At 67.9% G+C, this 21,587-nt stretch carries 16 protein-coding genes; 14 read left to right on the plus strand and 2 right to left on the minus strand.

The genetic code is table 11. The annotated features are described in order from the left end of the window. Positions 1–46: 46 nt before the first annotated feature. The gene (locus tag FHT32_RS07365) at positions 47–3,538 is read right to left on the minus strand and encodes a response regulator (protein ID WP_176663983.1); all 3,492 of its coding nucleotides are present in this window, start codon (positions 3,536–3,538) and stop codon (positions 47–49) included. A gap of 155 nt (positions 3,539–3,693) precedes the next feature. Here FHT32_RS07365 and FHT32_RS07370 point away from each other — a divergent pair, with 155 nt between their 5' ends. The 10 genes from FHT32_RS07370 to bioD all read left to right on the plus strand — a co-directional run bounded on the left by FHT32_RS07370 (position 3,694) and on the right by bioD (position 15,360). Next, entirely contained in the window at positions 3,694–6,006 is a 2,313-nt protein-coding gene (locus FHT32_RS07370) for an ATP-dependent DNA helicase (RefSeq protein ID WP_176663984.1), read from the plus strand. Positions 6,007–6,257: 251 nt separating this feature from the next. Then, entirely contained in the window at positions 6,258–7,604 is a 1,347-nt protein-coding gene (locus tag FHT32_RS07375; protein ID WP_176663985.1) for a family 16 glycosylhydrolase, read from the plus strand. A gap of 241 nt (positions 7,605–7,845) precedes the next feature. Then, positions 7,846–9,126, plus strand: coding sequence for a family 16 glycosylhydrolase (locus FHT32_RS07380; RefSeq protein WP_176663986.1), 1,281 nt, complete (start codon positions 7,846–7,848; stop codon positions 9,124–9,126). A 27-nt stretch (positions 9,127–9,153) separates the two neighbouring features. Then, positions 9,154–9,774 (plus strand): alpha-ketoglutarate-dependent dioxygenase AlkB, encoded by a 621-nt coding sequence (locus FHT32_RS07385; RefSeq protein WP_176663987.1) that lies wholly within the window; start codon positions 9,154–9,156, stop codon positions 9,772–9,774. Further along, positions 9,771–10,361 carry a DUF4304 domain-containing protein gene (locus tag FHT32_RS07390; protein WP_176663988.1) on the plus strand — a complete coding sequence of 197 codons (591 nt, stop codon included), beginning with the start codon at positions 9,771–9,773 and terminating at the stop codon, positions 10,359–10,361. The genes FHT32_RS07385 and FHT32_RS07390 overlap by 4 nt, the downstream gene beginning before the upstream one ends. 154 nt (positions 10,362–10,515) lie before the next feature. Continuing rightward, entirely contained in the window at positions 10,516–10,827 is a 312-nt protein-coding gene (locus FHT32_RS07395; protein ID WP_176663989.1) for a plasmid stabilization protein, read from the plus strand. Between the two features lie 17 nt (positions 10,828–10,844). Continuing rightward, positions 10,845–11,711, plus strand: coding sequence for an NmrA family NAD(P)-binding protein (locus FHT32_RS07400; RefSeq protein WP_176663990.1), 867 nt, complete (start codon positions 10,845–10,847; stop codon positions 11,709–11,711). Positions 11,712–12,018: 307 nt separating this feature from the next. Beyond that, positions 12,019–13,401, plus strand: coding sequence for an adenosylmethionine--8-amino-7-oxononanoate transaminase (locus FHT32_RS07405; protein WP_176663991.1), 1,383 nt, complete (start codon positions 12,019–12,021; stop codon positions 13,399–13,401). Further along, positions 13,385–14,617: an 8-amino-7-oxononanoate synthase gene (bioF, locus tag FHT32_RS07410; RefSeq protein WP_176663992.1), complete on the plus strand. Its 1,233-nt coding sequence runs from the start codon at positions 13,385–13,387 to the stop codon at positions 14,615–14,617. The genes FHT32_RS07405 and bioF overlap by 17 nt, the downstream gene beginning before the upstream one ends. Next, a complete protein-coding gene (gene bioD / locus FHT32_RS07415) occupies positions 14,614–15,360 on the plus strand; it encodes a dethiobiotin synthase (RefSeq protein ID WP_176663993.1) in 747 nt (248 codons plus the stop codon). The genes bioF and bioD overlap by 4 nt, the downstream gene beginning before the upstream one ends. Here bioD and FHT32_RS07420 read toward each other — a convergent pair. Continuing rightward, on the minus strand, positions 15,343–16,395 hold the full coding sequence (locus tag FHT32_RS07420; protein WP_176663994.1) for an aldo/keto reductase: 1,053 nt from the start codon (positions 16,393–16,395) through the stop codon (positions 15,343–15,345). The genes bioD and FHT32_RS07420 overlap by 18 nt on opposite strands. A 261-nt stretch (positions 16,396–16,656) precedes the next feature. On the opposite strand from FHT32_RS07420, the gene FHT32_RS07425 reads away from it, so the two are divergent. From FHT32_RS07425 to FHT32_RS07440, 4 genes are all read left to right on the plus strand, one after another. After that, a complete protein-coding gene (locus FHT32_RS07425; RefSeq protein ID WP_176663995.1) occupies positions 16,657–17,649 on the plus strand; it encodes an AraC family transcriptional regulator in 993 nt (330 codons plus the stop codon). 36 nt (positions 17,650–17,685) lie between these two features. After that, positions 17,686–18,615 carry a cation diffusion facilitator family transporter gene (locus FHT32_RS07430; protein ID WP_176663996.1) on the plus strand — a complete coding sequence of 310 codons (930 nt, stop codon included), beginning with the start codon at positions 17,686–17,688 and terminating at the stop codon, positions 18,613–18,615. A gap of 125 nt (positions 18,616–18,740) precedes the next feature. Continuing rightward, positions 18,741–19,973 carry a cyclopropane-fatty-acyl-phospholipid synthase family protein gene (locus FHT32_RS07435; protein WP_176663997.1) on the plus strand — a complete coding sequence of 411 codons (1,233 nt, stop codon included), beginning with the start codon at positions 18,741–18,743 and terminating at the stop codon, positions 19,971–19,973. Positions 19,974–20,046: 73 nt separating this feature from the next. Next, positions 20,047–21,540: an MFS transporter gene (locus FHT32_RS07440; RefSeq protein WP_176663998.1), complete on the plus strand. Its 1,494-nt coding sequence runs from the start codon at positions 20,047–20,049 to the stop codon at positions 21,538–21,540. Positions 21,541–21,587 lie beyond the last annotated feature (47 nt).

The following is a 21,587-nucleotide window of genomic DNA, read 5'->3' on the forward strand; positions in this document are numbered from 1 at the left end:
GGAACGGGGGCCGGTCTGGACGAGGAGGGCGGGGGGGCGGGTTGGCTCACAGGCGCTCCATTTTCGGCATCCACACGCGCAGCAGCGAGAACAGCCGCTCCAGGTCCACCGGCTTGGCGAGGTAGTCGTTGGCGCCGGCGGCCAGGCACTGCTCGCGGTCGTCCTTGGTGGCCTTGGCGGTGATGGCGATCACGGGCATGTCCGCGAAGCGCGGGTCGCCGCGCAGGCGGCGCGTGGCTTCCAGGCCGTCCATCTCCGGCATCATGATGTCCATCAGCACGAGGTCGATGTCGCTCACCTGGTCGAGCTTGTGCAGCGCCTCGCGGCCGTTGCGGCCGATCTCCACGATGGCGCCGCGCTGCTCCAGCGCGCTGGTGAGCGCGAAGATGTTGCGCACGTCGTCGTCCACCAGCAGGATGGTGCGGCCCTCGAAGATGCGGTCGCGCCCGCGCGCGGTCTTCAGCATGCCCTGGCGCTCGCTCGAAAGCTCGGCCTCCACCTTGTGCAGGAACAGCGTCACCTCGTCGAGCAGGCGCTCCGGCGAGCGCGCGCCCTTGATGATGATCGAGCGCGAGTAGCGCTGCAGCTCGGTCTCCTCGTCGCGCGTGAGGTTGCGCCCGGTGTAGACGATGACCGGCGGGAACGACACGATCTCTTCCGCCGCCATGGCCTTCAGCAGCTCGCTGCCCTGCATGTCGGGCAGCTTCAGGTCGGTGATCATGCAGTCGAAGACGCGGGTGCGCAGCAGCTCCAGCGCCTCTTCGCCGGAGCCGACGGCGACGATCTCGATGTCGTCGTCGCCGATCAGCTGGATGACGCTCTCGCGCTGCAGCTCGTCGTCTTCCACCAGCAGCACCACCTTGACCTTCTGCGTGAGCTTTTCCTCCAGCCGGCCGAACACCCTCATCAGCTCGGCGCGGGTGGCGGGCTTCAGCGCATAGCCGACGGCGCCCATCTGCAGCGCCGCGCCCTGCGCGCTCTCGGCGGCGGAGACCACGTGGATCGGAATGTGCCGCGTGTGCGGCGAATCCTTCAGCCGCTGCAGCAGGTCGAGGCCGGTGCTGTCGGGCAGGCGCATGTCCAGCAGGATGGCGTCCGGCAGGAACTGCGTGGCCAGCTCGAAGCCGTCGGCCGCGCCGTGCGCCACCAGGCAGCGGTAGCCGAGCTCGTGCGCCAGGTCGTAGAGGATGTGCGCGAACTGGGGCTCGTCCTCGATCACGAGCACGCGGCGTACCTGGTCGCGGGGCAGTTCGCGGTCGTCGGCGAACTGCGGCGCGGGCACCGGGGCCGGAGGCTTGGGCGCCAGCGCTGGCTGGGCTGGCTGGACGGACTGGGCGGGCGAATGCGCGGATCTCGGCGTGTAGACCGCCGGCTGCTGCTGTGTCGGCGATGCCTGCGGCGCCACCGCCGGCAGCTGCAGCGTGAAGGTGCTGCCCTGGCCCGGCGTGCTTTCGACGGTGAGCGTGCCGCCCAGCAGGTGCGTGAGGTCGCGAGAGATCGACAGGCCCAGCCCGGTGCCGCCGTAGCGCCGGCTGGTGGTGCCGTCGGCCTGGCGGAAGGCCTCGAAGATCAGCTCGTGCTGCTGCGGATCGATGCCGATGCCCGAGTCGGACACCGCGAACGCGGCCCCGCCGCCGGCGGCCGGCGAGACGACCAGCGCCACTTCGCCGCTGTCGGTGAACTTGATCGCGTTCGACAGCAGGTTCTTCAGGATCTGCTCCACCCGCTGCCGGTCGGTGAGCAGCGTCGCGGGCGCGTCGGGGCGCACTTCCAGCCTGAAGCGCAGGTTCTTCTGCATGGCGAGCGGGGCGAAGGTGCTTTGCAGGCTGTCGGCCAGCTTGGCCAGCGTCACGTCTTCAGGCACCACTTCGAGCTTGCCGGCCTCGACCTTCGCGATGTCGAGGATGTCGTTGATCAGCACCAGCAGGTCGTTGCCCGACGAATAGATCGACTCCGCGAACTTCACCTGCTCGCTCGTCAGGTTGCCCTGCGGGTTGTCGCCCAGCAGCTTGGCGAGGATGAGCGCGCTGTTCAGCGGCGTGCGCAGCTCGTGCGACATGTTGGCGAGGAACTCCGACTTGTAGCGGCTCGCGCGCTGCAGCTCGTCGGCGCGGTCTTCCAGGTCGCGCTGCACCCTGCGCAGCGCGGTGTTGCGCTGGTCGAGCGCCTCGGTGCGCTCGGAAAGCTGGCTGTTGGTCTGCTCCAGCTCGGCCTGCTGGTTCTCCAGCATGGCCTGCGAGGCGCGCAGCGCGCGTGACTGCTCTTCCAGTTCCTCGTTGGCGGTGCGCAGCTCTTCCTGCTGCACCTGCAGTTCCTCGTTGAGCTGCTGGGTCTCGGCCAGCACCTCCTGCAGCTGCTCGCGGTAGCGCGCCGCGGCCAGTGAAGTGCCGATGTCGTCGGCCACCATGTCGACGAGCTGGGTGCCGCGCTCGTCCAGCGCACCCGGCAGGCCGAGCTCGACCACGCCGTTGACCATGCCGCTGCTCGCCACCGGCAGCAGCAGCACCGCCTTGGGCGCCATCTCGCCCAGGCCGGAGTTGACCTTCAGGTAGTCGGCGTCGATAGGGTCTATCAGCATGCGCCGGCGCTCGGCCGCCGCCTGGCCGATGAGGCTCTCGGTGGGCGAGAAGACCTGCGGCGTTGCCTCGGCGGCGCTCGAGAAACCGTAGCTCGCCGCCCGCCGCAGCGGGCCGTGGCGCTCGCGCACATAGATGGCGCCCACCGACGTGCCCAGGTGCCGCGAGAAGAAGGCGAGGATCTTGCGGCCCATGTCCGGCGCGCTGAGCTCGCCGACCAGCTCACCCACCAGCTCGCCCTGCGCGCTGCGCAGCCAGGCTTCGTGGGCGAGGCGCTCGGTGTGGTCGGCCTGCTCCTGGAGCACCACGTCGTAGCTTTCCGACAGCCGCACCAGCTGGCGCCGTCCGAAGTAGACCACCAGCCCGGTGAAGCCCAGCGAGAACAGCAGGAACAGCCCGACGACCCACCAGGCGGTGCGGTTGGCCTCGTTGTTGCGCTGGAAGCGCAGGGCCTGCTCGGTTTCCATGAAGGCGGTGAACTCGGCCCGCATGCTGTCGGTCAGGCGCTTGCCCCGGCCCAGGCGGACCTCCATCCGGGCGTTCTCCCCCTTGCGATGCGCAGCGATCAACTCGGCGGCGTAGTCATTCCAGCTGTTCTGGATGGCGGCGATGCGGTCGACGCGCTCGATCTGCTGGCGGTTGTCCGACACCAGCTCGCGCAGCGCGGCCGTGTCGGCCTTGACGCGCGGCAGGGCGCTTTGGTACGGCTCCAGGAAGCTCTCGTCGTTGGTGATCAGGAAGCCGCGCATGCCGGTTTCCATGTCGATGCTCTGGCGCTGCAGTTCGCTGGCGGCGCGGCTGACGCGGTCGGTGTGCTCGACCCAGCCGATGGTCGACAGCAGGAACAGGATCAGCCCGACGAATACCACCGCCCCGAACAGACCGCCGATCAGAGGGAGCTTGATGTTGCGGCTCAGCAGACGCTCGAAATCGTCAGGATCGATCGCGGTGGGAGTTTTCATTGGCGCTGTTTGTAAGCAAAACTGTAAGCAAAACTCATGAAGTCTTGCCGATAAATGCGCGCGACCCTGTCGGAGAAGACCCCGTCAGGGCATTCGGGCGGCCACGAGGGCAGGGCTCGCGTCGCTATACTGTAATTCCATACAGTTGATGCCAGATGGGCTCCGAACCCTCCCGTCCGCGACACGCGGCCCCCGTTGCTGCCGAGCACGTAGTTTCCGTCAAGGCGCTGTGCGCCTTCGGCGCGAAGGCGGGCGACCTCGATCTGCGCTTCGTGCCCGCGCCGAGCGCGCTCGAAGGCATGGCCGGACATGCGCTGGTGCAGCACCGGCGCGATCCCGAGCACTACGCCTGCGAGGTCGGGCTCGAAGCCAGTTGCGGCTCGCTGCGCGTGCGCGGCCGGGCCGACGGCTACGAGGCGCGCAGCGCCCGCGTCGAGGAAATCAAGACCTTCCGCGGCGACTTCGACGCCATCCGCGGCAACCACCGCGCACTGCACTGGGCGCAGGCCCGCACCTATGGCTGGATGCTCTGCCAGCTGCACGGCCACGACGCCATGACGATCGCGCTGGTGTATCTAGACCTCGCCACCGGCGAGGAGACCGTGCTCGAGGAACACCACACCCGCGAAGCGCTGCGGGAACATTTCGAGCTGCTGTGCGGCCGCTACAGCGACTGGGCGAAGAGCGAAGCCGCCCATCGCGAGGCGCTGGACGCCACACTGGAGCGGCTCGAATTCCCGCACCGCGCCTTCCGCGCCGGCCAGCGCGAACTGGCCGAGGCCGTCTACCGCGCGGCCGTCGGCGGGCGCTGCCTGATGGCGCAGGCGCCTACGGGCATCGGCAAGACGCTGGCCACCATCTTCCCGATGCTCAAGGCCCGCGCGGCACGCAGGATCGACAGGCTTTTCTTCCTCACGGCCAAGACCTCCGGCCGGCCGGTCGCGCTCGACGCGCTGCGCGTGCTCGACAAGGGCCGGGGGCAGGGCAGGCTGCGCGTGCTCGAGCTCGCGGCCCGCGAGAAGGTCTGCGAATACCCCGACCGCGCCTGCCACGGCGACGCCTGCCCGCTCGCACGAGGCTTCTACGACCGCCTGCCGGCCGCGCGCGAGCAGGCTGCGCAGGTGGCATGGCTCGACCGCGAAGCGCTGCGCGAGATCGCGCTCGCCCACGAGGTGTGCCCCTATTTCCTCGCGCAGGAAATGGCGCACTGGGCCGACGCCATCGTCGGCGACTACAACTACTACTTCGACAGCAGTGCCTTCCTCTACGCCACCATGCGCGATGCCGACTGGCGCGCGGCCGTGCTGGTGGACGAGGCCCACAACCTGCTGGAGCGCTCGCGCGGCATGTACACCGCGCAGCTCGAAGGCGCCGCGCTCGAGGAAGCGCACCGCGCGGCACCTGCGGCGCTGCGAGGCCCGCTGGCGCGCCTGTTCCGCGAATGGGACACGGTGCAGCAGTCGCAGGCGGCCGACTACGAAACCGCCGACGAGATCCCCGAGCGCTTCCTGCGCACCCTGCAGGCCGCCAACACCGCCATGGCCGAGTATTTCGCGGCCACGCCCGACGCCTCGCAGGGGCCGCTGCAGCGCTTCTTCTTCGACGCGCTGCACTTCGCCCGGCTGGCCGAGGCCTTCGGCGACCATTCGGTGTTCGAGCGCACGCTGGGTGCCACGCAGCAGGACCGCGGCCTCGCCATCCGCAACCTCGTGCCCGCGCCGTTCCTGCAGGCCCGCTTCGGCGACGCGGTGTCGGTCACCTGCTTCTCGGGCACGCTGTCGCCCTTCGAGTTCTACCGCGACGCGCTGGGCCTTCCCGAAGACACCGCGTTGCTCGACGTTGCCTCGCCGTTCGACAGCGCCCAGCTTCGCGTCGAAGTGGCAACGCACGTGTCGACGCGCTTTCGCGACCGCGCGGGCTCGCTGCGAGACGTGGCGGACATCATCGGCGCCCAGTTCGAGCGCCTGCCGGGCAACTACCTGGCCTTCTTCAGCAGCTTCGACTACCTGGAGAAAGCCTGCGCCGCCTTCTCGCGGCGGCACCCCGGCGTGCCGGTGTGGACGCAGACGCGCGGCATGCGCGAGGCCGACCGCCAGGATTTCGTGGCGCGCTTCGAGGAGGGCGGCCGGGGCGTCGGCTTCGCGGTGCTCGGCGGCGCCTTCGGCGAGGGTATCGACCTGCCGGGCAGCCGGCTCATCGGCGCCTTCGTAGCCAGCCTCGGGCTGCCCCAATACAACCAGCTCAACGAGATCACGCGCGAGCGCATGCAGGCGCGCTTCGGCAAGGGCTACGAGTACACGTACCTCTACCCGGGCCTGCAGAAGGTGGTGCAGGCCGCCGGCCGCGTGATCCGCACCGAGGAAGACCGCGGCGTGCTGCACCTGCTCGACGACCGGTTCGCCCGGGCGGAAATCCGCGAACTGCTGCCGCGCTGGTGGCATGTGAGGGTGGGCGCGGACCATGAATGAATGCGCGGCGACCGAGCTGCAAGGAAGGGCTTGGCGCGTTGCCCGCGGTTTGGCGTCAATCCGAAATGGTCAGCCAAAAATTGAAATTAATGACGGTTTTTGACCAATAAAGCCAAAACTGTTGACAGGCTTTGATATTTTCATTTCACAAATTGACAACTTTGTGCCGGCGAAGGAAATTTTCTTTGCCGGGGCCGTCTTGCAGCCTGCTTAGACTCGAAAGGGAACCAAAACAAAGACGTTACCTTTACATGAAATCAGTTTGTTCAATCAAGGAATCGGAAGTCACGAAAAACCAGCGCAGGCAGTTCTTGCAGAAGAGTGCGTCCGCCGCAACCGCGTTCTGGGGCGGGTTGGCGCTGGTCGGATGCGGAGGCGGAGGGTCGGACGGCAGCGGCGGATTCAATGGCGCAAGCCTGCTTCCGGCTTCAGGCAATGGCAATGGCGCTGGCGCTGGCGAAACTCCGGTTCCAGGTTCCGCGGAAGCTCCGGAGAGCGGAAATTCGTTGCCTGTTTCTGTAAACAACTCTACGGCGGAAAATCTGCCGCAGCCGGTCGGCCAGGGCGTGAAAAACGATATTCCCTCGCCCAGCGAAACAAGTCCGATCGTTCAGTCTTTCGTGCCGACCGCCGAGGCTCCGGGCGGCTCAATTGTTATCACCGGCGCCAAATTCGATTCGACCGCCATCGTCAGTTTCGGCGGCGTGAGGGCCACCCAAATCAGCGTGGACTCGGCCACGCAAATCTCGGTGACGGTGCCGGCGCTGGCCGTCACCGGGCCGGTCACCGTGGAGACGGCCGGCGGAACCGGCAGGTCCGTGGCACCGTTCGCCGTCCTGTCGGCGCCGGCACCGGCTGCCGGCTATCGGCTCGCGTGGCACGATGAATTCGATGGAACGAGCCTGAACACCAGCAATTGGAGGGCTCATACCGCCACGCGATACGACGCGGTGCGAACGGCTGATGCGGTCGATGTATCCAACAGCATCCTGACCATCACGACCTATACCGACCCGTCGACAGGCAAGCACCACACCGCTTTTCTGGACACGAATATCAGTTCGGGCTGCAAGTTCACCTTCGGATATATCGAGGCCCGCATGCGTTTCGTGAACCGATCCGGGCAGTGGTCTGCGTTCTGGCTGCAATCCAACAGGCACAGGGCGGCCACACCGCCCAATCCCGCTGCCGGTGTGGAGATCGACATCATTGAGCACCGTGCATTCGACGACACGCAGTCGGACGCCCGCAATCACCACTCGAGCGCGGTGCACTGGAATGGCTATGGCGCGGACAGGCTGTTCCTCGAGAGCGGGGTGAGATCGCTGCCGGCAGGAGAGTCGTTTTCCGACTGGCACACGGCCGGCCTGCTTTGGACCCCCGGCAAATATCAGTTCTTTCTCGACGGAGTCCAGTTCTGGGAAGCCACGGACGGTATTTCCCAGAGCGACGAATTCATTCGGCTCACCACAGAAGTCAAGGACAAGGGCCGGGCCGGCGAAATTCCGCCAGGCGGCTATGGCCCGCGCGGCGCGGACACGAATGCGGTCACCCAGGTCGATTGGGTTCGCGTCTGGCAACTGCCGCCGGCGCCCTAGCCAAATCACCATGATGAGCGGCATGCGCGGCTGGCAAACGGCGGAGACGATGCGCACCGGCAGGTCGCGCCCGGTCCGGATCGGACGCAATTGCAAACTATTGAGGGCTTGCGTGCACTCCGGTGGAATCCATTTCAGAGGGGAAGTGGGTTCAAATGAAGAATTGAATTGTTATCTTTTTGGGCGGTTCGAGGCGAATTTAAAATTCGAATGGAAATTCACAGAAGGAGGAAGAATTTCCATGAAATCAGATCGCCCGATGGGGCAAGAAGCGGACGCGGAAAAATCGCGCAGGCAATTTCTGCAGACAGGAGCACTGACTGCAACGGCGCTGTTCGGGACGTCGATCGTCGCCGGGTGTGGAGGCGGCGGCTCCGGCGGCAGTGCGAGCGGCGCGAGTTTCCTGCCTCCCGCAACAAATCCCGTGGCAGAAAATTCGCCTGCCCTTGCCCCGGTCTCTTCGCCGGTCCCTGCGCCCAACCCTGCAGCGGCACCGCCTGAAGAGGCGTCGGTGCCGCCTCTGGAAAAAAATCCCGCCATTCATTCTTTTTCCCCGACCCTGGCAATACGTGGGAACGTAATTGTGATTACGGGCGCCGAATTCGATTGGGATGCCTCGGTCAGCTTCGGCGAAGTGGAGGCGACGGAGTTCAGCGTCGACTCCGCGAGCCAGATCTCGGCGACCGTGCCCGAGTCGGCGAAAACCGGCGAGATTTCCGTCCGCACCGCCGCAGGCACGGCCCGGTCCGCCACGCAGCTGGTCGTGTCGCATGCACCCAGGTCGGCGAAGGGCTACAAGCTCGCGTGGCACGACGAGTTCGAAGGCAAGGCCGTGGACACGTCGAAATGGAGCCATGGCACGGCTACGCGCGACGAGGCGATCCAGACGGTCGAAGCGGTGACGGTCGAGAACAGCGTCCTGAAGATCTCGACCTACACGGATCCGTCGACCGGCAAGCACCACACGGGGTGGCTGATCACGAGTGGGCGCTACGAGCTTCGCTTCGGATATGTCGAGGCCAGCGTCCGTTTCGCATCCAGGCCGGGGCAGTGGGGCGCGTTCTGGCTGATGTCCCAGGGCAACAAGTCGGTCGACCCGCCCAATCCGGCTGCGGGCGTGGAGGTGGACATCATCGAGCATCGGGCGGTTTCGAAGGGGAACAAGGACGACGTCAGCAACCAGTTCTCGAGCGCAGTGCATTGGAATGGCTACAAGGAGGGAAAGACGTTCAGCCGCGGCAGCAATCAGCAGCACCTGCCTGAAAAACAATCGTTTTCCAGTTGGCACACGGTCGGTGTGCTCTGGACGCCCGAGGGATACGAGTTCTACCTCGACGGCGCGGAGAAGCCCTACGCAACCATCAAGGAGGGCGTCTCCCTGAGCCCTGAATACATCAAGCTCACCTGCGAGATCAAGGCCGATGACTGGGCAGGCCGGATCCCGTCCAGCGGCTATGGCCGGCTGGGCGACAGCGCCAACGCGACCATGGAAGTCGACTGGGTTCGCGTATGGCAACCGTAGCGGCTTGACGGAAGGAAGACAGCTCAGATGACACGCGCCACCAGACGCCTCGAACATGCCGGCCAACCCGATCTGTTTGGCGAGGCGCCGGTGGCCGCCATCGAGGGGCTGCGCTACGAGAGCGGGTTCCTGTCGCACGAGGAAGAGGCCGGGCTGCTGCGCATCGTGCAGGCCCTGCCGCTCAAGGAGATGCGCTACAAGGAATACACCGCGCGCCGCCGCGGCACCAGCTTTGGCGGCAGCTACGACTTCGACACCAACCGCCTGAAGCCCGGCACGCCGCTGCCCGAGGCGCTGCACCCGCTGCGGGCGAAGGCTGCGGCCTGGGCCGGCATGGCGCCCGAGGAACTCACGCACGTGCTGATTGCCGAGTACCGTCCCGGCACGCCGCTGGGCTGGCACCGCGACGTGCCGGACTTCGAGGACATCATCGGTGTCTCGCTGCACAACGACGCGGTGATGCAGTTCCGGCCCTACGTGCGCGGCGCGCCGGCATCGGGGCCCGCCGCGCTCGAATTCCTGATCGAGCCGCGCTCCGTGTACCTGCTGCGCGGCCCTGCGCGCTGGGAGTGGCAGCACGCCATTGCGCCGACGAAGGCCTTGCGATACTCGATCACCTTGCGCAGCCGAAGGCTGTCCCGCACATGAACCGCACCACTTTCCTCAAGCTGCTGTCGCAGAAGCTGTATCCCGTGCTGAAGGCCGAAGGCTTCCAGGGCTCCGGCCAGACGCTGCGCCGCATCGAGGGGCCTTTGATCCATGTGTTCAACGTGCAGGGCGCGAGCGGCGGCAAGGCCTGCTACCTCAACCTCGGCGCGCACCTTGCCTTTTTGCCGAGCGAAGGCGGCGCCGCGGTGGCGCCCGAGGAGATGGAGGAGGCCGGCTGCGTCTTCCGCGACCGCATGGAGCCGCCGCCCGGACCGGCCTTCGGCTGGGCCTACGGCACTTCCAAGGAGCAGGCCGAGGAAAACGTGGAATTCATCGTGAGCGAATGGGCCGGCCCGGGCCGCGCCTTCTTCGCCCGGCATGGCAACTATCCGCAGAGTTACGAGCGGATGCTGCGCGAAACCGACCCGGGCCAGATCCATGCGCGAACGGCGCTGCATCTCGCGCGCATCGCCGTGCACCTGGGCGACATCGAGCGGGCGCGGGCCCTGGTCGATGCCGGCCTGGCGCGAGCGCCGGAGCGGGCCACGGGCCTGAAGGCGGATCTCGCCAAGATCCTGCCGGCCTGAGCGGCAGCGCGCCGCGGCGCATGAAGCCGGGCTCCTGACAGCAGGACGGCAGGAACGCCGGACAACGCTGACGCCCGTCGCGCGCGTCTTCTTACCCACGGCGCGCGTGGTGCGCCCAGCATGGAAGCTCCTCAACCAACTGCAGGAGCAACGCATGCCCAAAGGCGACAAATCCTCCTATACGGACAAGCAGAAGCGACAGGCCGAGCATATCGAGAAAGGCTACGAGCATCGCGGCGTGGGCAAGGGCGAGGCCGAGCGCCGCGCCTGGGCCACGGTGAATGCCGAGACCGGCGGCGGCAAGAAGAGCGGCTCAGGCCGCGGCAAGGCCGAGAACCACGGCCCCTCGCGCAAGGGCGGAAAGCTCGGCGGCGCGGCAGCGGCGCACCGGACGGCGGCCGAGCGATCGGCTTCGGCGAAGAAGGCCGCCGCCACGCGCAAGCGCAACGCCGAGAAGCGCGGCTGAACCGGCGGAACGCACCGATGAACATCGTTCTCGGAGCGACCGGCCATGTGGGCTCGGCACTCGCGCAGGCCCTGCTCGAACGCAGCGAGCCGGTGACGGTGGTCACGCGCGACGCGCACAAGGCCGAGGCCCTGCGTACCAAGGGCGCGCACGTGGTCCAGGCCGACGTGTTCGACACGCATGCGCTGCATCGCGTGTTCATGGGTGGGCAGCGCGTCTTCGTGCTGAACCCGCCGGCGGCGCCGTCCACCGACACGGTGGCCGAGGAGCACAGGAGCGTGCGCGCCATTCTCTCGGCGCTCGAAGGCTGCAGGCTCGAGAAGATCGTCGCCGAGTCCACCTACGGAGCGCAGCCCGGCGAAGGCCTTGGCGACCTCGGCGTGCTGTACGACATGGAGCAGGCGCTCGGCGCCGGGCCTTCGCCGTTCAGCGCCCTTCGCGCCGCCTACTACATGAGCAACTGGGATGCCTCGCTGCAGACCGCGCGCAAGGAGGGCAAGGTCTACAGCATGTTCCCCGCCGACTTCAGGCTGCCGATGGTGGCGCCGCACGACATCGGCCAGTTCGCCGCGAAGCTGATGCTCGGTCCCGCGGAATCGTCAGGGCCGCACCACGTCGAGGGGCCCCAGCGCTATTCTCCCGGCGACGTGGCGCGGGCTTTCTCCGAGGCGTTGGGGAAGCCGGTGGAACTGGTCGAGACACCGCGCGCGCAACTGGAGCAGGCGTTCGAGTCGCTGGGTTTTTCCGCCGCCGCCGCCAGGTCTTACGCGGCCATGACGCGCGCGACCCTCGACCAGCACTACGAGCCGCCCCGGACGCCCGTGCGAGGCCAGATTTCGCTGCGCGACTACATCTTCGCGCTGGTGAACAAGAGTTCGGGCTGAGCCTGGGCCCCCTGGACTGCTGAAACCCGCCATCGCGCATGTCCGAAATCCGCTCGCTTCTCCTCGAAGCCCTTGAAACCGGACATTCGTGACCTGTTTCTGGCGCGAGCCGGACAACTTGCCATTTCCCGCCATGCAGCGGTGAGCGCAGGAAGAGGCCTTGTTCCGCGACGTTGCTCCGAAAGCGCACGCTACGCCGTCGAACGTCGCTGATTGGCCCGTCATTTCGCGCGTTGCGCCGCCGTTTGCCGCACCACGAACGCGTCTATACGATCCCGCGCCTTGCCCTCAAGAAAGGACTGCGCGGGTGCCTCCGAAGACTGCTTTCTCCTCATCCTCCAACGCCGATCTGCAGCGTCGCAGTCGCCGCCATGTCTGGCATCCGTGCACGCAGAGCATCCGGCTCGAAGCGGTGCCGCCGCTGCCCATCGCGCGCGGCGAGGGCGTGTGGCTCTTCGACCAGGAGGGGCGGCGCTACATGGACGCCACCAGTTCGTGGTGGGTCAACCTCTTCGGGCACGCGCATCCCGCGATCAACGACGCGCTGAAGCAGCAACTCGACACGCTGTCTCACGTGATGCTCGCCGGCTGCACGCACGCGCCGGCGGTGGAGCTGGCCGAGCGGCTTTCCGCGCTCACGGGCCAGGCGCTGGGCCACTGCTTCTATGCATCCGACGGCGCTTCGGCGGTGGAGATCGCGCTGAAGATGAGCTTCCACTTCTGGCGCAATGCCGGCCGCGGAGGCAAGCGGCGCTTCGTCGCGCTGAAGCAGGGCTACCACGGCGAAACGCTGGGCGCACTGCACGTGACCGACGTGCCGGTGTTCCGCGACGCCTATGCGCCCTTGCTCGCGAACGCGCACCTTGTCGCCTCGCCAGATGCGCGCAACGCACTTGCGGGCGAGGACGCGGCCGGCGTCGCACGTCGCGCTGCCGCCGAGCTCGAAGCCCTGCTGGCCGAACAGCACGACTCCATCGCCGCCGTCATCGTCGAGCCGCTGGTGCAGTGCGCCACCGGCATGGCGATGCACGACCCCGAATACCTGCGGCTCGCGCGTGCCCTGTGCGACCGCCACGGCGTGCACCTCATCGCCGACGAGATCGCCGTGGGCTGCGGGCGCACCGGCAGCTTCTTCGCCTGCGAGCAGGCCGGCATCTGGCCCGACTTCCTGTGCCTTTCGAAGGGCATCAGCGGCGGCTACCTGCCGCTCGCGCTGGTGATGACGCGCGACGCCGTCCACGACGCCTTCGTCGACGACGATGCGGCGCGCAGCTTCCTGCATTCGCATTCGTACACCGGCAACGCGCTGGCCTGCCGCGCGGCGCTGGCCACGCTAGACCTGTTCGAGTCGGAAGACGCGCTGCGACGCAACCTGGACCGCGCGGCGCGGCTGCTGCAGGGGCTGCGCGACGGACTCGAAGGCCAGCCCGTCGACCACCTGCGGCAGCGCGGAATGATCACCGCCTTCGACGTGCGCGCGCCGGGTGCGCGATTCGCCGAGCGATTCCATCTGGCCGCGCGCGCGCAAGGGCTGCTGATGCGGCCGATCGGCAACACCGTGTACCTGATGCCGCCCTATGCGATAGGCGACGGCGAGATCGACACGCTGGTCGACGGCGCGCTGGCCACCCTGAAGGCCACCATCGAGACGAGCCCGAAGGAAGGAGCCCGCGATGTCGTGCTTGCTTGATCGGCTTCAGGAAGAGATCGATACGCTCGATGCCCTGTCGCTGCGCCGCAGGAGGCAGGTCGCCGAGACCGCCTGCGCGCCGCAGCAGACCCTCACGCTGGCCGGCGCCGCCGCGCCGCGCACCATGCTCGGCTTCAGCAGCAACGACTACCTCGGCCTCGCGGCGCACCCGGCGCTCGCGAAGGCGTGGGCCGAAGGCGCTGCGCTCTACGGCACGGGCAGCGGCGGCTCGCACCTGATCCTCGGCCACTCGCGCGCCCACGAGCAGCTCGAGGAAAGGCTCGCGGAGTGGATGTCGCCCTTCATCCCGCAGGCGCGCAGCCTGTTCTTCTGCACCGGCTACATGGCCAATCTCGCGGTGCTGTCGGCGCTGGGCGGGTCGGATGCGGTCATCTTCTCGGAGTCGCTCAACCACGCCTCGCTGATCGACGGCGCGCGGCTGGCCAAGGCGCGCGTCGAGCGCTACCCGCACTGCGACGTGGCCGCGCTCGACGCGCAGCTTTCCAGCTGCGACGCCCCGGTGAAGATCATCGTGAGCGACGCCGTGTTCAGCATGGACGGCAACATCGCGCCGGTGGCCGGGCTGCTGGCGCTCGCCGAGCGGCACGACGCATGGCTGGTGATCGACGACGCGCACGGCTTCGGCGTGCTGGGCGCCACTGGGCGCGGCGTGCCCGAAGCCCTGGGCCTGTGCTCCGAGCGGCTGGTGCTGGTCGGCACGCTGGGCAAGGCGGCGGGCGTGTCGGGTGCCTTCGTGGCGGCGCACCGCACCGTCATCGACTACCTGGTGCAGCGCGCGCGGCCGTACATCTTCACCACGGCCGCGCCGCCGGCGGTGGCGCATGCGCTGCTTGCGAGCCTGGCGCTGATCGGGGGCGAGGAGGGCGCGCAGCGCCGCGCCCAGCTGCTGGCGCGCATCGCGCAGCTGCGCCGTGGGCTGAAGGCGGTGCTGCCGGCGGACGGCAGCGCATGGCTGGCCGATTCGCCCACCGCGATCCAGCCGCTGATCGTGGGCGACAACGCGCGCGCGATGCGCATCATGGCGCAGCTCGATGGGCACGGCCTGCGCGTCGGAGCGATCCGCCCGCCCACCGTGCCGGCCGGCACCGCGCGGCTGCGCATCGCGTTGTCGGCCAGCCACGGCGAGGGCGACGTGGCGCGGCTGGTCGATGCATTGGGCGAGGCCCTGTCCCGGCCAGCGAAGGAAGCCGCATGACGCAGCGGGCGTGGTTCGTGACGGGCACCGACACCGGCATCGGCAAGACGCTCGTCAGCAGCGCCATGCTGAGCCTGCTGGCCGGCTCGGGCCTGCGCGCGGTCGGCATGAAGCCGGTGGCGGCGGGGCTGGAAGAGACAGGCGGCGAATGGCGCAACGAGGACGTCGAGCAGCTTCGCGCCGCCGGCAACGTCGACGCCCCGCCGGCGCTGCGCTGCCAGTACCTGCTGCGCGCGCCGATGTCGCCGCACCTTGCTGCGCGGCAGGAAGACGTTCGCATCGAGCTGCAGCCGATGCTCTCGGCTTTCGACGAGCTTTCGGCGCGTGCCGATGCCGTGGTGGTGGAAGGCGTGGGCGGCTTCTGCGTGCCTTTCTGCGACGACCTCGACAGCGCCGACTTGGCCGTGGCGCTGGGCCTGCCGGTGATACTGGTGGTCGGCCTGAGGCTGGGCTGTCTCAACCATGCGCTGCTGAGCGCCGAGGCCATCCGCGCGCGCGGCCTGGTGCTGGCGGGCTGGGTGGCGAGCATGGTCGATCCGTCGATGCTCGCGCCGCAGGCCAACCTGCAGACGCTGCGCGCGCGGCTCGGCGCGCCGTTGTTGGGCATCGTGCCGCACCTGGCGCAGCCCGATGCGGCCAGCGCGGCCCGCCACATCGACCTGCGCGCGCTGCGGGCGACGGCGGCCCATGCCGCGCGCCACGACGCATCGCTGCAGGCGGCGGCTTCAGCCGCGCCGGCCTGACTCTTCCAGCCGCTTGCCGCGCACGCCGCCCTGGCGCTCCAGCATCCAGCCCGGGTACTCGGCCGGCAGCGCGCTCACCTTGTCGAGCGTGGCGAGCTCGTCGGCCGTGAGCTTGATCGCGGTGGCCGCGATGTTGTCGTCCAACTGCTCGGCGCGCTTGGCGCCGATGATCACGCTGGTCACCACCTGCTGGTGCAACAGCCACGCCAGCGCGATCTGCGCGACCGAAACGCCGCGCGACTCGGCCAGTCCGCGCATCACGTCGATGCAGTCGTAGGCACGCTCGACGTTCACCGGAGGAAAGTCGAAGGTGGTGCGGCGGCTGCCTTTCTCTGCCTCGGTGTTGCGGCCGTACTTGCCGCTGAGCAGGCCGCCGGCCAGCGGGCTCCACACCATCAGGCCGACGCTCTCGCTGCGCAGCAGCGGCACAAGCTCGCGCTCCAGGTCGCGCCCGGCGATGGTGTAGTAGGCCTGCAGCGACTCGAAACGCGCCAGCCGGTCGCGTTCGGCGATACCCAGCGCCTTGGCGATCTGCCAGGCGGCCCAGTTCGATACGCCCACGTAGCGCACGTGGCCTTGCCGCACCAGGTTGTCGAGTGCGTGTACCGTCTCCTCGATGGGCGTGACGGGGTCGAAGCCGTGGATCTGGTAGAGGTCGATGTGGTCGAGCTGCAGGCGCCGCAAGCTGGCCTTCACGCCGTCCATGATGTGAAAACGCGAGGCGCCGGCGGAGTTGACGCCCTTGCTGCCGGTTTCGCCCAGCACCTTGGTGGCCAGCACGAAGCTGTCGCGTGGCAGCTTGAGGTTCTTTAGCGCCTGGCCGGTGATCACTTCAGACTGGCCTTCGGAGTACACGTCGGCCGTGTCGATGAAGTTGATGCCGGCGTCCAGCGCACGGCCGATCAGCCCTTCGGCCTCGGACTGCTGCAGGTTGCCGATCTGGCCCCAGATGCCGGAGGAGCCGCCGAAGGTCATGGTGCCGAGGCACAGTTCGGAGACGAAAAGGCCGGTGCGGCCGAATTTGCGGTATTGCATGGAGAGATGTTCCTTTGCGATGGAGGCGTCCGCGCCCGGGTCCGGGAGATGCCGGTGGAACGCGGCGGGCCTGAAAAAGTATCCTGCCGGCGGCCGGCTCCCGACGCGCGCGTTCCTGCAAAGGTCTTGCCTATTTCTCCAGACCTCCTGCACGGCGCGTGCGAAGTCACGGGAGCGGCGCTAAGCTCCGAACTGCTCATTCCTCCATGGTGGCCATGCCCTTGCCGGTCAGTGGCCGCCCTCGTGACAAGGCTTTCGAACATGTCCGACGAAACACCCGAAATCGCAACCGCCATCGCCCAGCCGATGCCGCTGGAACCCGAACTCGAAGAGGCCCGCAAGGAACTGGTGGCGCTCATCGAGCACATCACCGGCGGCCAGGAAGGCACGGTCGTCACCGCCGTGCCCGGCCTGCAGGTGTTCTGCATCCGCAAGCCCGAAGGGCCCAAGCATGGCTTCGCGTCCCCGGCGCTGGGGCTGATCGCGCAGGGCTCCAAGCGCATCATCGTGGGCGACGACATCTATGTGTACGACCCGATGCACTACCTCGTGACCTCCGTGGACCTGCCCGTGTGCGGCCAGGTGTGCGTGAAGAGCGAGGACGAGCCCTACCTGGGCGTGCGGCTGGAGCTGGCCCTCGACGAGATCGGCGATCTCATCGGCGACGAGAAGCTGCCTGCCAAGGCCAACGCGCCGGCCTCGCGCGGCATGTACGTCAACCGCATCGCCATGCCGGTGCTGGAGCCGGTGCTGCGCCTGCTGCGGCTGCTCGACACGCCGGAAGACGTGCCCATCGTGGCGCCGCTCATCAAGCGCGAGATCATGTACCGTCTGCTGGTCAACGGCGAGGGCGCGCGGCTGCGGCAGATTGCGCTGCAGGACAGCCACACGCAGCGCATCACCAAGGCCATCAGCGCGCTGCGCATGAACTACGCCCAGTCGCTGCGCGTGGAAGACATGGCGCGCGCGGTGCACATGAGCGTGTCGTCGTTCCACCATCACTTCAAGGCCGTGACCGCGATGAGCCCGCTGCAGTACCAGAAGCAGCTGCGCCTGCAGGAGGCGCGCCGGCAGATGCTGATCGCGGGCGCCGACGTGGCGACCGCCGCGCACAGCGTGGGCTACGAGAGCACCTCGCAGTTCGCGCGCGAATACGGCCGCATGTTCGGAGCACCGCCGCTGCGCGACAAGCGCCGCTGGCTGGGCGAGGCGGGCAACGACGCGATGGGGGCGGCATCGATGGAGGCCGCGTGAGCATGCCGGCACAGCAAGCCGAAGGAGCCGGCCCGCGTGGCTGAATCGAAGATCGCCATCTACGGCGCCATTGGCGCCAACGTGGCGATCGCGGCCACCAAGTTCGTCGTCGCGGGCGTCACCGGCAGCTCGGCCATGCTGTCGGAAGGCGTGCACTCGGCCGTGGACACCTTCAACGGCGTGCTGCTGCTGGTGGGCCTGCACCTGAGCAAGCGGCCCGCGACGGCCGAGCATCCGTTCGGGCACGGCAAGGAGCTCTACTTCTGGAGCCTGATCGTCGCGGTGCTGATCTTCGGCCTGGGCGGCGGCGTGTCGTTCTACGAAGGCGTGCAGCACATCCGCCAGCCGGAGCCGATGCGCGATCCGTTCTGGAACTACGTCGTGCTGGCCGCGGCGGCGCTCTTCGAGGGCACGAGCTTCCTGATCGCGCTCAGGCAGTTCCGCGCGCAGGCACGCGGATTGCCCTTCTGGCAGGCGCTCGACCGCAGCAAGGACCCGACCACCTACACCGTGCTGGCGGAAGATTCGGCCGCGCTGGTGGGCCTGGCGGTCGCCGCGCTCGGCATCTACCTGAGCCATGCGCTGAACATGCCCGAACTCGACGGCGTGGCCTCCGTGATCATCGGCGTGCTGCTGGCCGGCGTGGCGGTGGTGCTGGTCGCGCAGGCGCGCGGGCTGCTGATCGGGGAGGGCATCCGCCCCGAGACCGCCCGCGCCATCCGCGCGATGGCCATGGAGCAGGAATGCGTGGAGGAGGTGGGGCACATCCTCTCGATGTACATCGGCCCCGACGAGGTGCTCGTGATCGTCGACGTCAACTTCAAGGACGACACGCCCACCGGCGAAGCGGCCGATGCCATCGCGGCCATCGAGAAGCAGGCGCGTGCGCGGTTCCCGATGATCAGGCGGATCTTCATCGAGGCGAGCGAGGCGCCCGTTCCGGGGAAGGCGAGCGACGCCTTGTAGCACTTGCTGCGATTTCTTGCGTCGTCCCGGCCATGCAGGCTTCGCCGAACTTCGCTATCGTTTTGCCCGCTGCAGCAACCCGCCCGCCCCTTCGGGCGGGAGAACTCAACAATACGGAGAAATGCATGCTTTGGGAAAAGAAGCTGGCGCAGTGGAGCGCCGGTGTCCGCGAACGCGCCAACCTGCCGGCGCGGCTCACGCTGTGGGATGGCCAGTCCTTCGACTTCGGCACCTTCAGCGGGCCCGCGGTGACGCTGCACGTGAAGTCGCCGGCCGCGCTGTCGCTGATGCTGCAGCCCACCCTCGACAACCTGGGCGAGGCCTACGTCAAGAGCAAGATCGACATCGAGGGCAAGCTCAGCGACGTGATCGACATCGCCTACGGCCTGGCCAGGACGTCGATGGACAAGCCCGGCGGCGCGCTGCAGAACATGGCGCGCTACTTCACGCACACCAAGTCCTCGGACAAGAAGTCCATCCAGTATCACTACGACGTTTCCAACGAGTTCTACCAGCTGTGGCTCGACCCGAACATGGTGTACTCGTGCGCCTACTTCGAGAACGGCGATGAAGACCTCGCCACCGCGCAGCTCAAGAAGATCGACCACATCCTCACCAAGATCGAGCTGAAGCCGGGCCAGACGCTGCTGGACATCGGCTGCGGCTGGGGCGCGCTGGTGATCCGCGCGGCGCAGAAGTTCGGCGCGCGCTGCGTGGGCGTGACGCTCTCGCAGAACCAGTTCGACCTCGCGACCGAGCGTGTGAAGGCCGCGGGCCTGCAGGACCGCATCGAGATCCGCCTGCAGGACTACCGCGACGTGACCGGCCAGTTCGACCGCATCACCAGCGTCGGCATGTTCGAGCACGTGGGCCGAAAGAACCTGCCCGACTACTTCAGGCGCGTGCAGCAGCTGCTGGCGGACGACGGCGTGGTGATGAACCACGGCATCACCTCGTCCGACCCCGAAGGCGGTGGCGTGTCGTACGGCGGCGGCGACTTCATCGACCGCTACGTGTTCCCCAACGGCGAGCTGCCGCACATCAGCCTTGCGCTGCAGGCCATGCAGCAGGGCGGGCTCGAGGCTTTCGACGTGGAGAACCTGCGCCGCCACTATGCGCAGACGCTGCGCTTCTGGAGCGACGCCTACGAGGCCAACAGCGAGAAGGCGCGCGCGCTGGTAGACGAAGAGAAGTTCCGCATCTGGCGCGTGTACCTCGCGGGCTGCGCCTATGCCTTCGAGAACGACGACGTGGCGATCTACCAGATCGTCGGGCGCAAGGCGGGGAGGCCGGCGAAGACGCTGCCCTGGTCGCGCCGCTACATCTACGACGGCACTTCGGCGCTGAACGCCGGGTGAGCGCGGACGGCTCGGGCACCCGAGAGCCCGAGCCGGCGACAGGGGCTCATGCCGTCTATAGCATGCACGGCTCATGACCTCCACGACCCCCAGAACAACAAGCCGCCCACTGGTCATCGCCTCGATCATGGCCTCCATGGCGATGGTGGCCATAGAAGCCACGATCGTCTCCACCGTGATGCCGCAGATCGCCTCCGAGCTGGGCGGGCTGCATCTCTACAGCTGGGTGTTCGCCTCCTTCCTGCTGGCGCAGACCGCGATGACGGTCGTGTTCGGCAAGCTGTCCGACCTCTACGGCCGCAAGCCCATCATGTTCGTGGGCATCGCGGTCTTCGTCATCGGCTCGGTGCTCGCGGGCTTCTCGTGGTCGATGCCGGCCATGATCTGCTTCCGGCTCATACAGGGCATCGGCGCGGGCGCGATCCAGCCGGTGGCGCTCACCATCGTGGGCGACCTCTACCCGGTGCGCGAGCGCGGCAAGGTGCAGGGCTGGCTCGCGAGCGTGTGGGCGGTGTCGGCGGTGGTGGGGCCGATGATCGGCGCGCTCATCGTGCAGAAGCTCTCGTGGGCGTGGATCTTCTGGGTCAATGTGCCGATCGGGCTGGCGGCTGCTGTCGGCTTCTGGCTCTTCCTGCACGAGGCGCCCGCGGTGCGGCGCTCTTCCATCGACATCGTCGGGGCGGTGCTCTTCACCATCGGCATCGCGGCGCTGATGATCGCGCTCACCGAATTCGGCGTGGGCAACTCGGGCGTGGCGCTCGCGTGGGCCGCGCTCTTCGCGGTCACGCTGGTGCTTTTCATCGCGCAGGAGCGCCGCGCGGCCGACCCGATGGTGTCGCTGCGCCTGTGGGGCGCGCGGATGATCGCCATCGTCAACGGCGCGGCCATGCTCGCCGGCATGGTGCTGATCGGCATCACCACCTTCCTGCCGATGTACGTGCAGGTGGTGCTGGAGCGCTCCTCGGTCACGGCCGGCCTCACGCTCACGATGGTGATGCTGGGCTGGCCCATCGGCGCGACGCTGACCTCGCGCACCTTCCATCGCATCGGCCTGTGGCGCATGGTGGTGGCCGGCGCGGCGCTGATTCCTGTGGGCGCCTCGACGTTCGTGCTGCTGGGTGCCGGCAGCTCGCCTGTGCTTCCTGCGATCGGCTCCTTCATCATCGGCCTGGGCATGGGCGTGATGAGCCTGAGCTCGCTCATCCTCATCCAGGAGGGTGTCGACCTTGCGCAGCGCGGCGTCGCCACCGCATCGAACGTGTTCTCGCGCAACCTCGGCAGCGCGCTGGGCGCGGCCTTCTTCGGGGCGGTCTTCAACTTCGGGCTGACCCACAGCGATGGCCGGCCGATGTTCTCCGACGAGCAGCTGCGCATGCTGCTGCAGGGCATGCACGGCTCCGTCGCGGGCGACTCGGCCATCCGCCTGGCACTGGGCGGATCGCTGCACCTCACCTTCGTGGCGATGTTGGTCGTGAGCCTCGGCGTGATCGCGCTGGCCTTGCTGCTGCCCAGGGAAGGGCTGGTGGAGAGCAGGGCGGTGGCAGCCGGGGAAGCCGCGCCGAAGTAGCCCGCCTCGGGCGGAGGCGGCATTCTGCCCGCACGCACGAACCGCAT

This window comes from Variovorax sp. SG517, from assembly GCF_013376045.1.
Lineage (GTDB): Bacteria > Pseudomonadota > Gammaproteobacteria > Burkholderiales > Burkholderiaceae_C > Variovorax.

Bases quoted from the DNA above. Each gene is read 5' to 3' on its own strand.
- FHT32_RS07365 (WP_176663983.1), bottom strand. From the start codon at position 3,538: ATGAAAACTCCCACCGCGATCGATCCTGACGATTTCGAGCGTCTGCTG.
- FHT32_RS07370 (WP_176663984.1), top strand. From the start codon at position 3,694: ATGGGCTCCGAACCCTCCCGTCCGCGACACGCGGCCCCCGTTGCTGCC.
- FHT32_RS07375 (WP_176663985.1), top strand. From the start codon at position 6,258: ATGAAATCAGTTTGTTCAATCAAGGAATCGGAAGTCACGAAAAACCAG.
- FHT32_RS07380 (WP_176663986.1), top strand. From the start codon at position 7,846: ATGAAATCAGATCGCCCGATGGGGCAAGAAGCGGACGCGGAAAAATCG.
- FHT32_RS07385 (WP_176663987.1), top strand. From the start codon at position 9,154: ATGACACGCGCCACCAGACGCCTCGAACATGCCGGCCAACCCGATCTG.
- FHT32_RS07390 (WP_176663988.1), top strand. From the start codon at position 9,771: ATGAACCGCACCACTTTCCTCAAGCTGCTGTCGCAGAAGCTGTATCCC.
- FHT32_RS07395 (WP_176663989.1), top strand. From the start codon at position 10,516: ATGCCCAAAGGCGACAAATCCTCCTATACGGACAAGCAGAAGCGACAG.
- FHT32_RS07400 (WP_176663990.1), top strand. From the start codon at position 10,845: ATGAACATCGTTCTCGGAGCGACCGGCCATGTGGGCTCGGCACTCGCG.
- bioF (WP_176663992.1), top strand. From the start codon at position 13,385: ATGTCGTGCTTGCTTGATCGGCTTCAGGAAGAGATCGATACGCTCGAT.
- bioD (WP_176663993.1), top strand. From the start codon at position 14,614: ATGACGCAGCGGGCGTGGTTCGTGACGGGCACCGACACCGGCATCGGC.
- FHT32_RS07420 (WP_176663994.1), bottom strand. From the start codon at position 16,395: ATGCAATACCGCAAATTCGGCCGCACCGGCCTTTTCGTCTCCGAACTG.
- FHT32_RS07425 (WP_176663995.1), top strand. From the start codon at position 16,657: ATGTCCGACGAAACACCCGAAATCGCAACCGCCATCGCCCAGCCGATG.
- FHT32_RS07435 (WP_176663997.1), top strand. From the start codon at position 18,741: ATGCTTTGGGAAAAGAAGCTGGCGCAGTGGAGCGCCGGTGTCCGCGAA.
- FHT32_RS07440 (WP_176663998.1), top strand. From the start codon at position 20,047: ATGACCTCCACGACCCCCAGAACAACAAGCCGCCCACTGGTCATCGCC.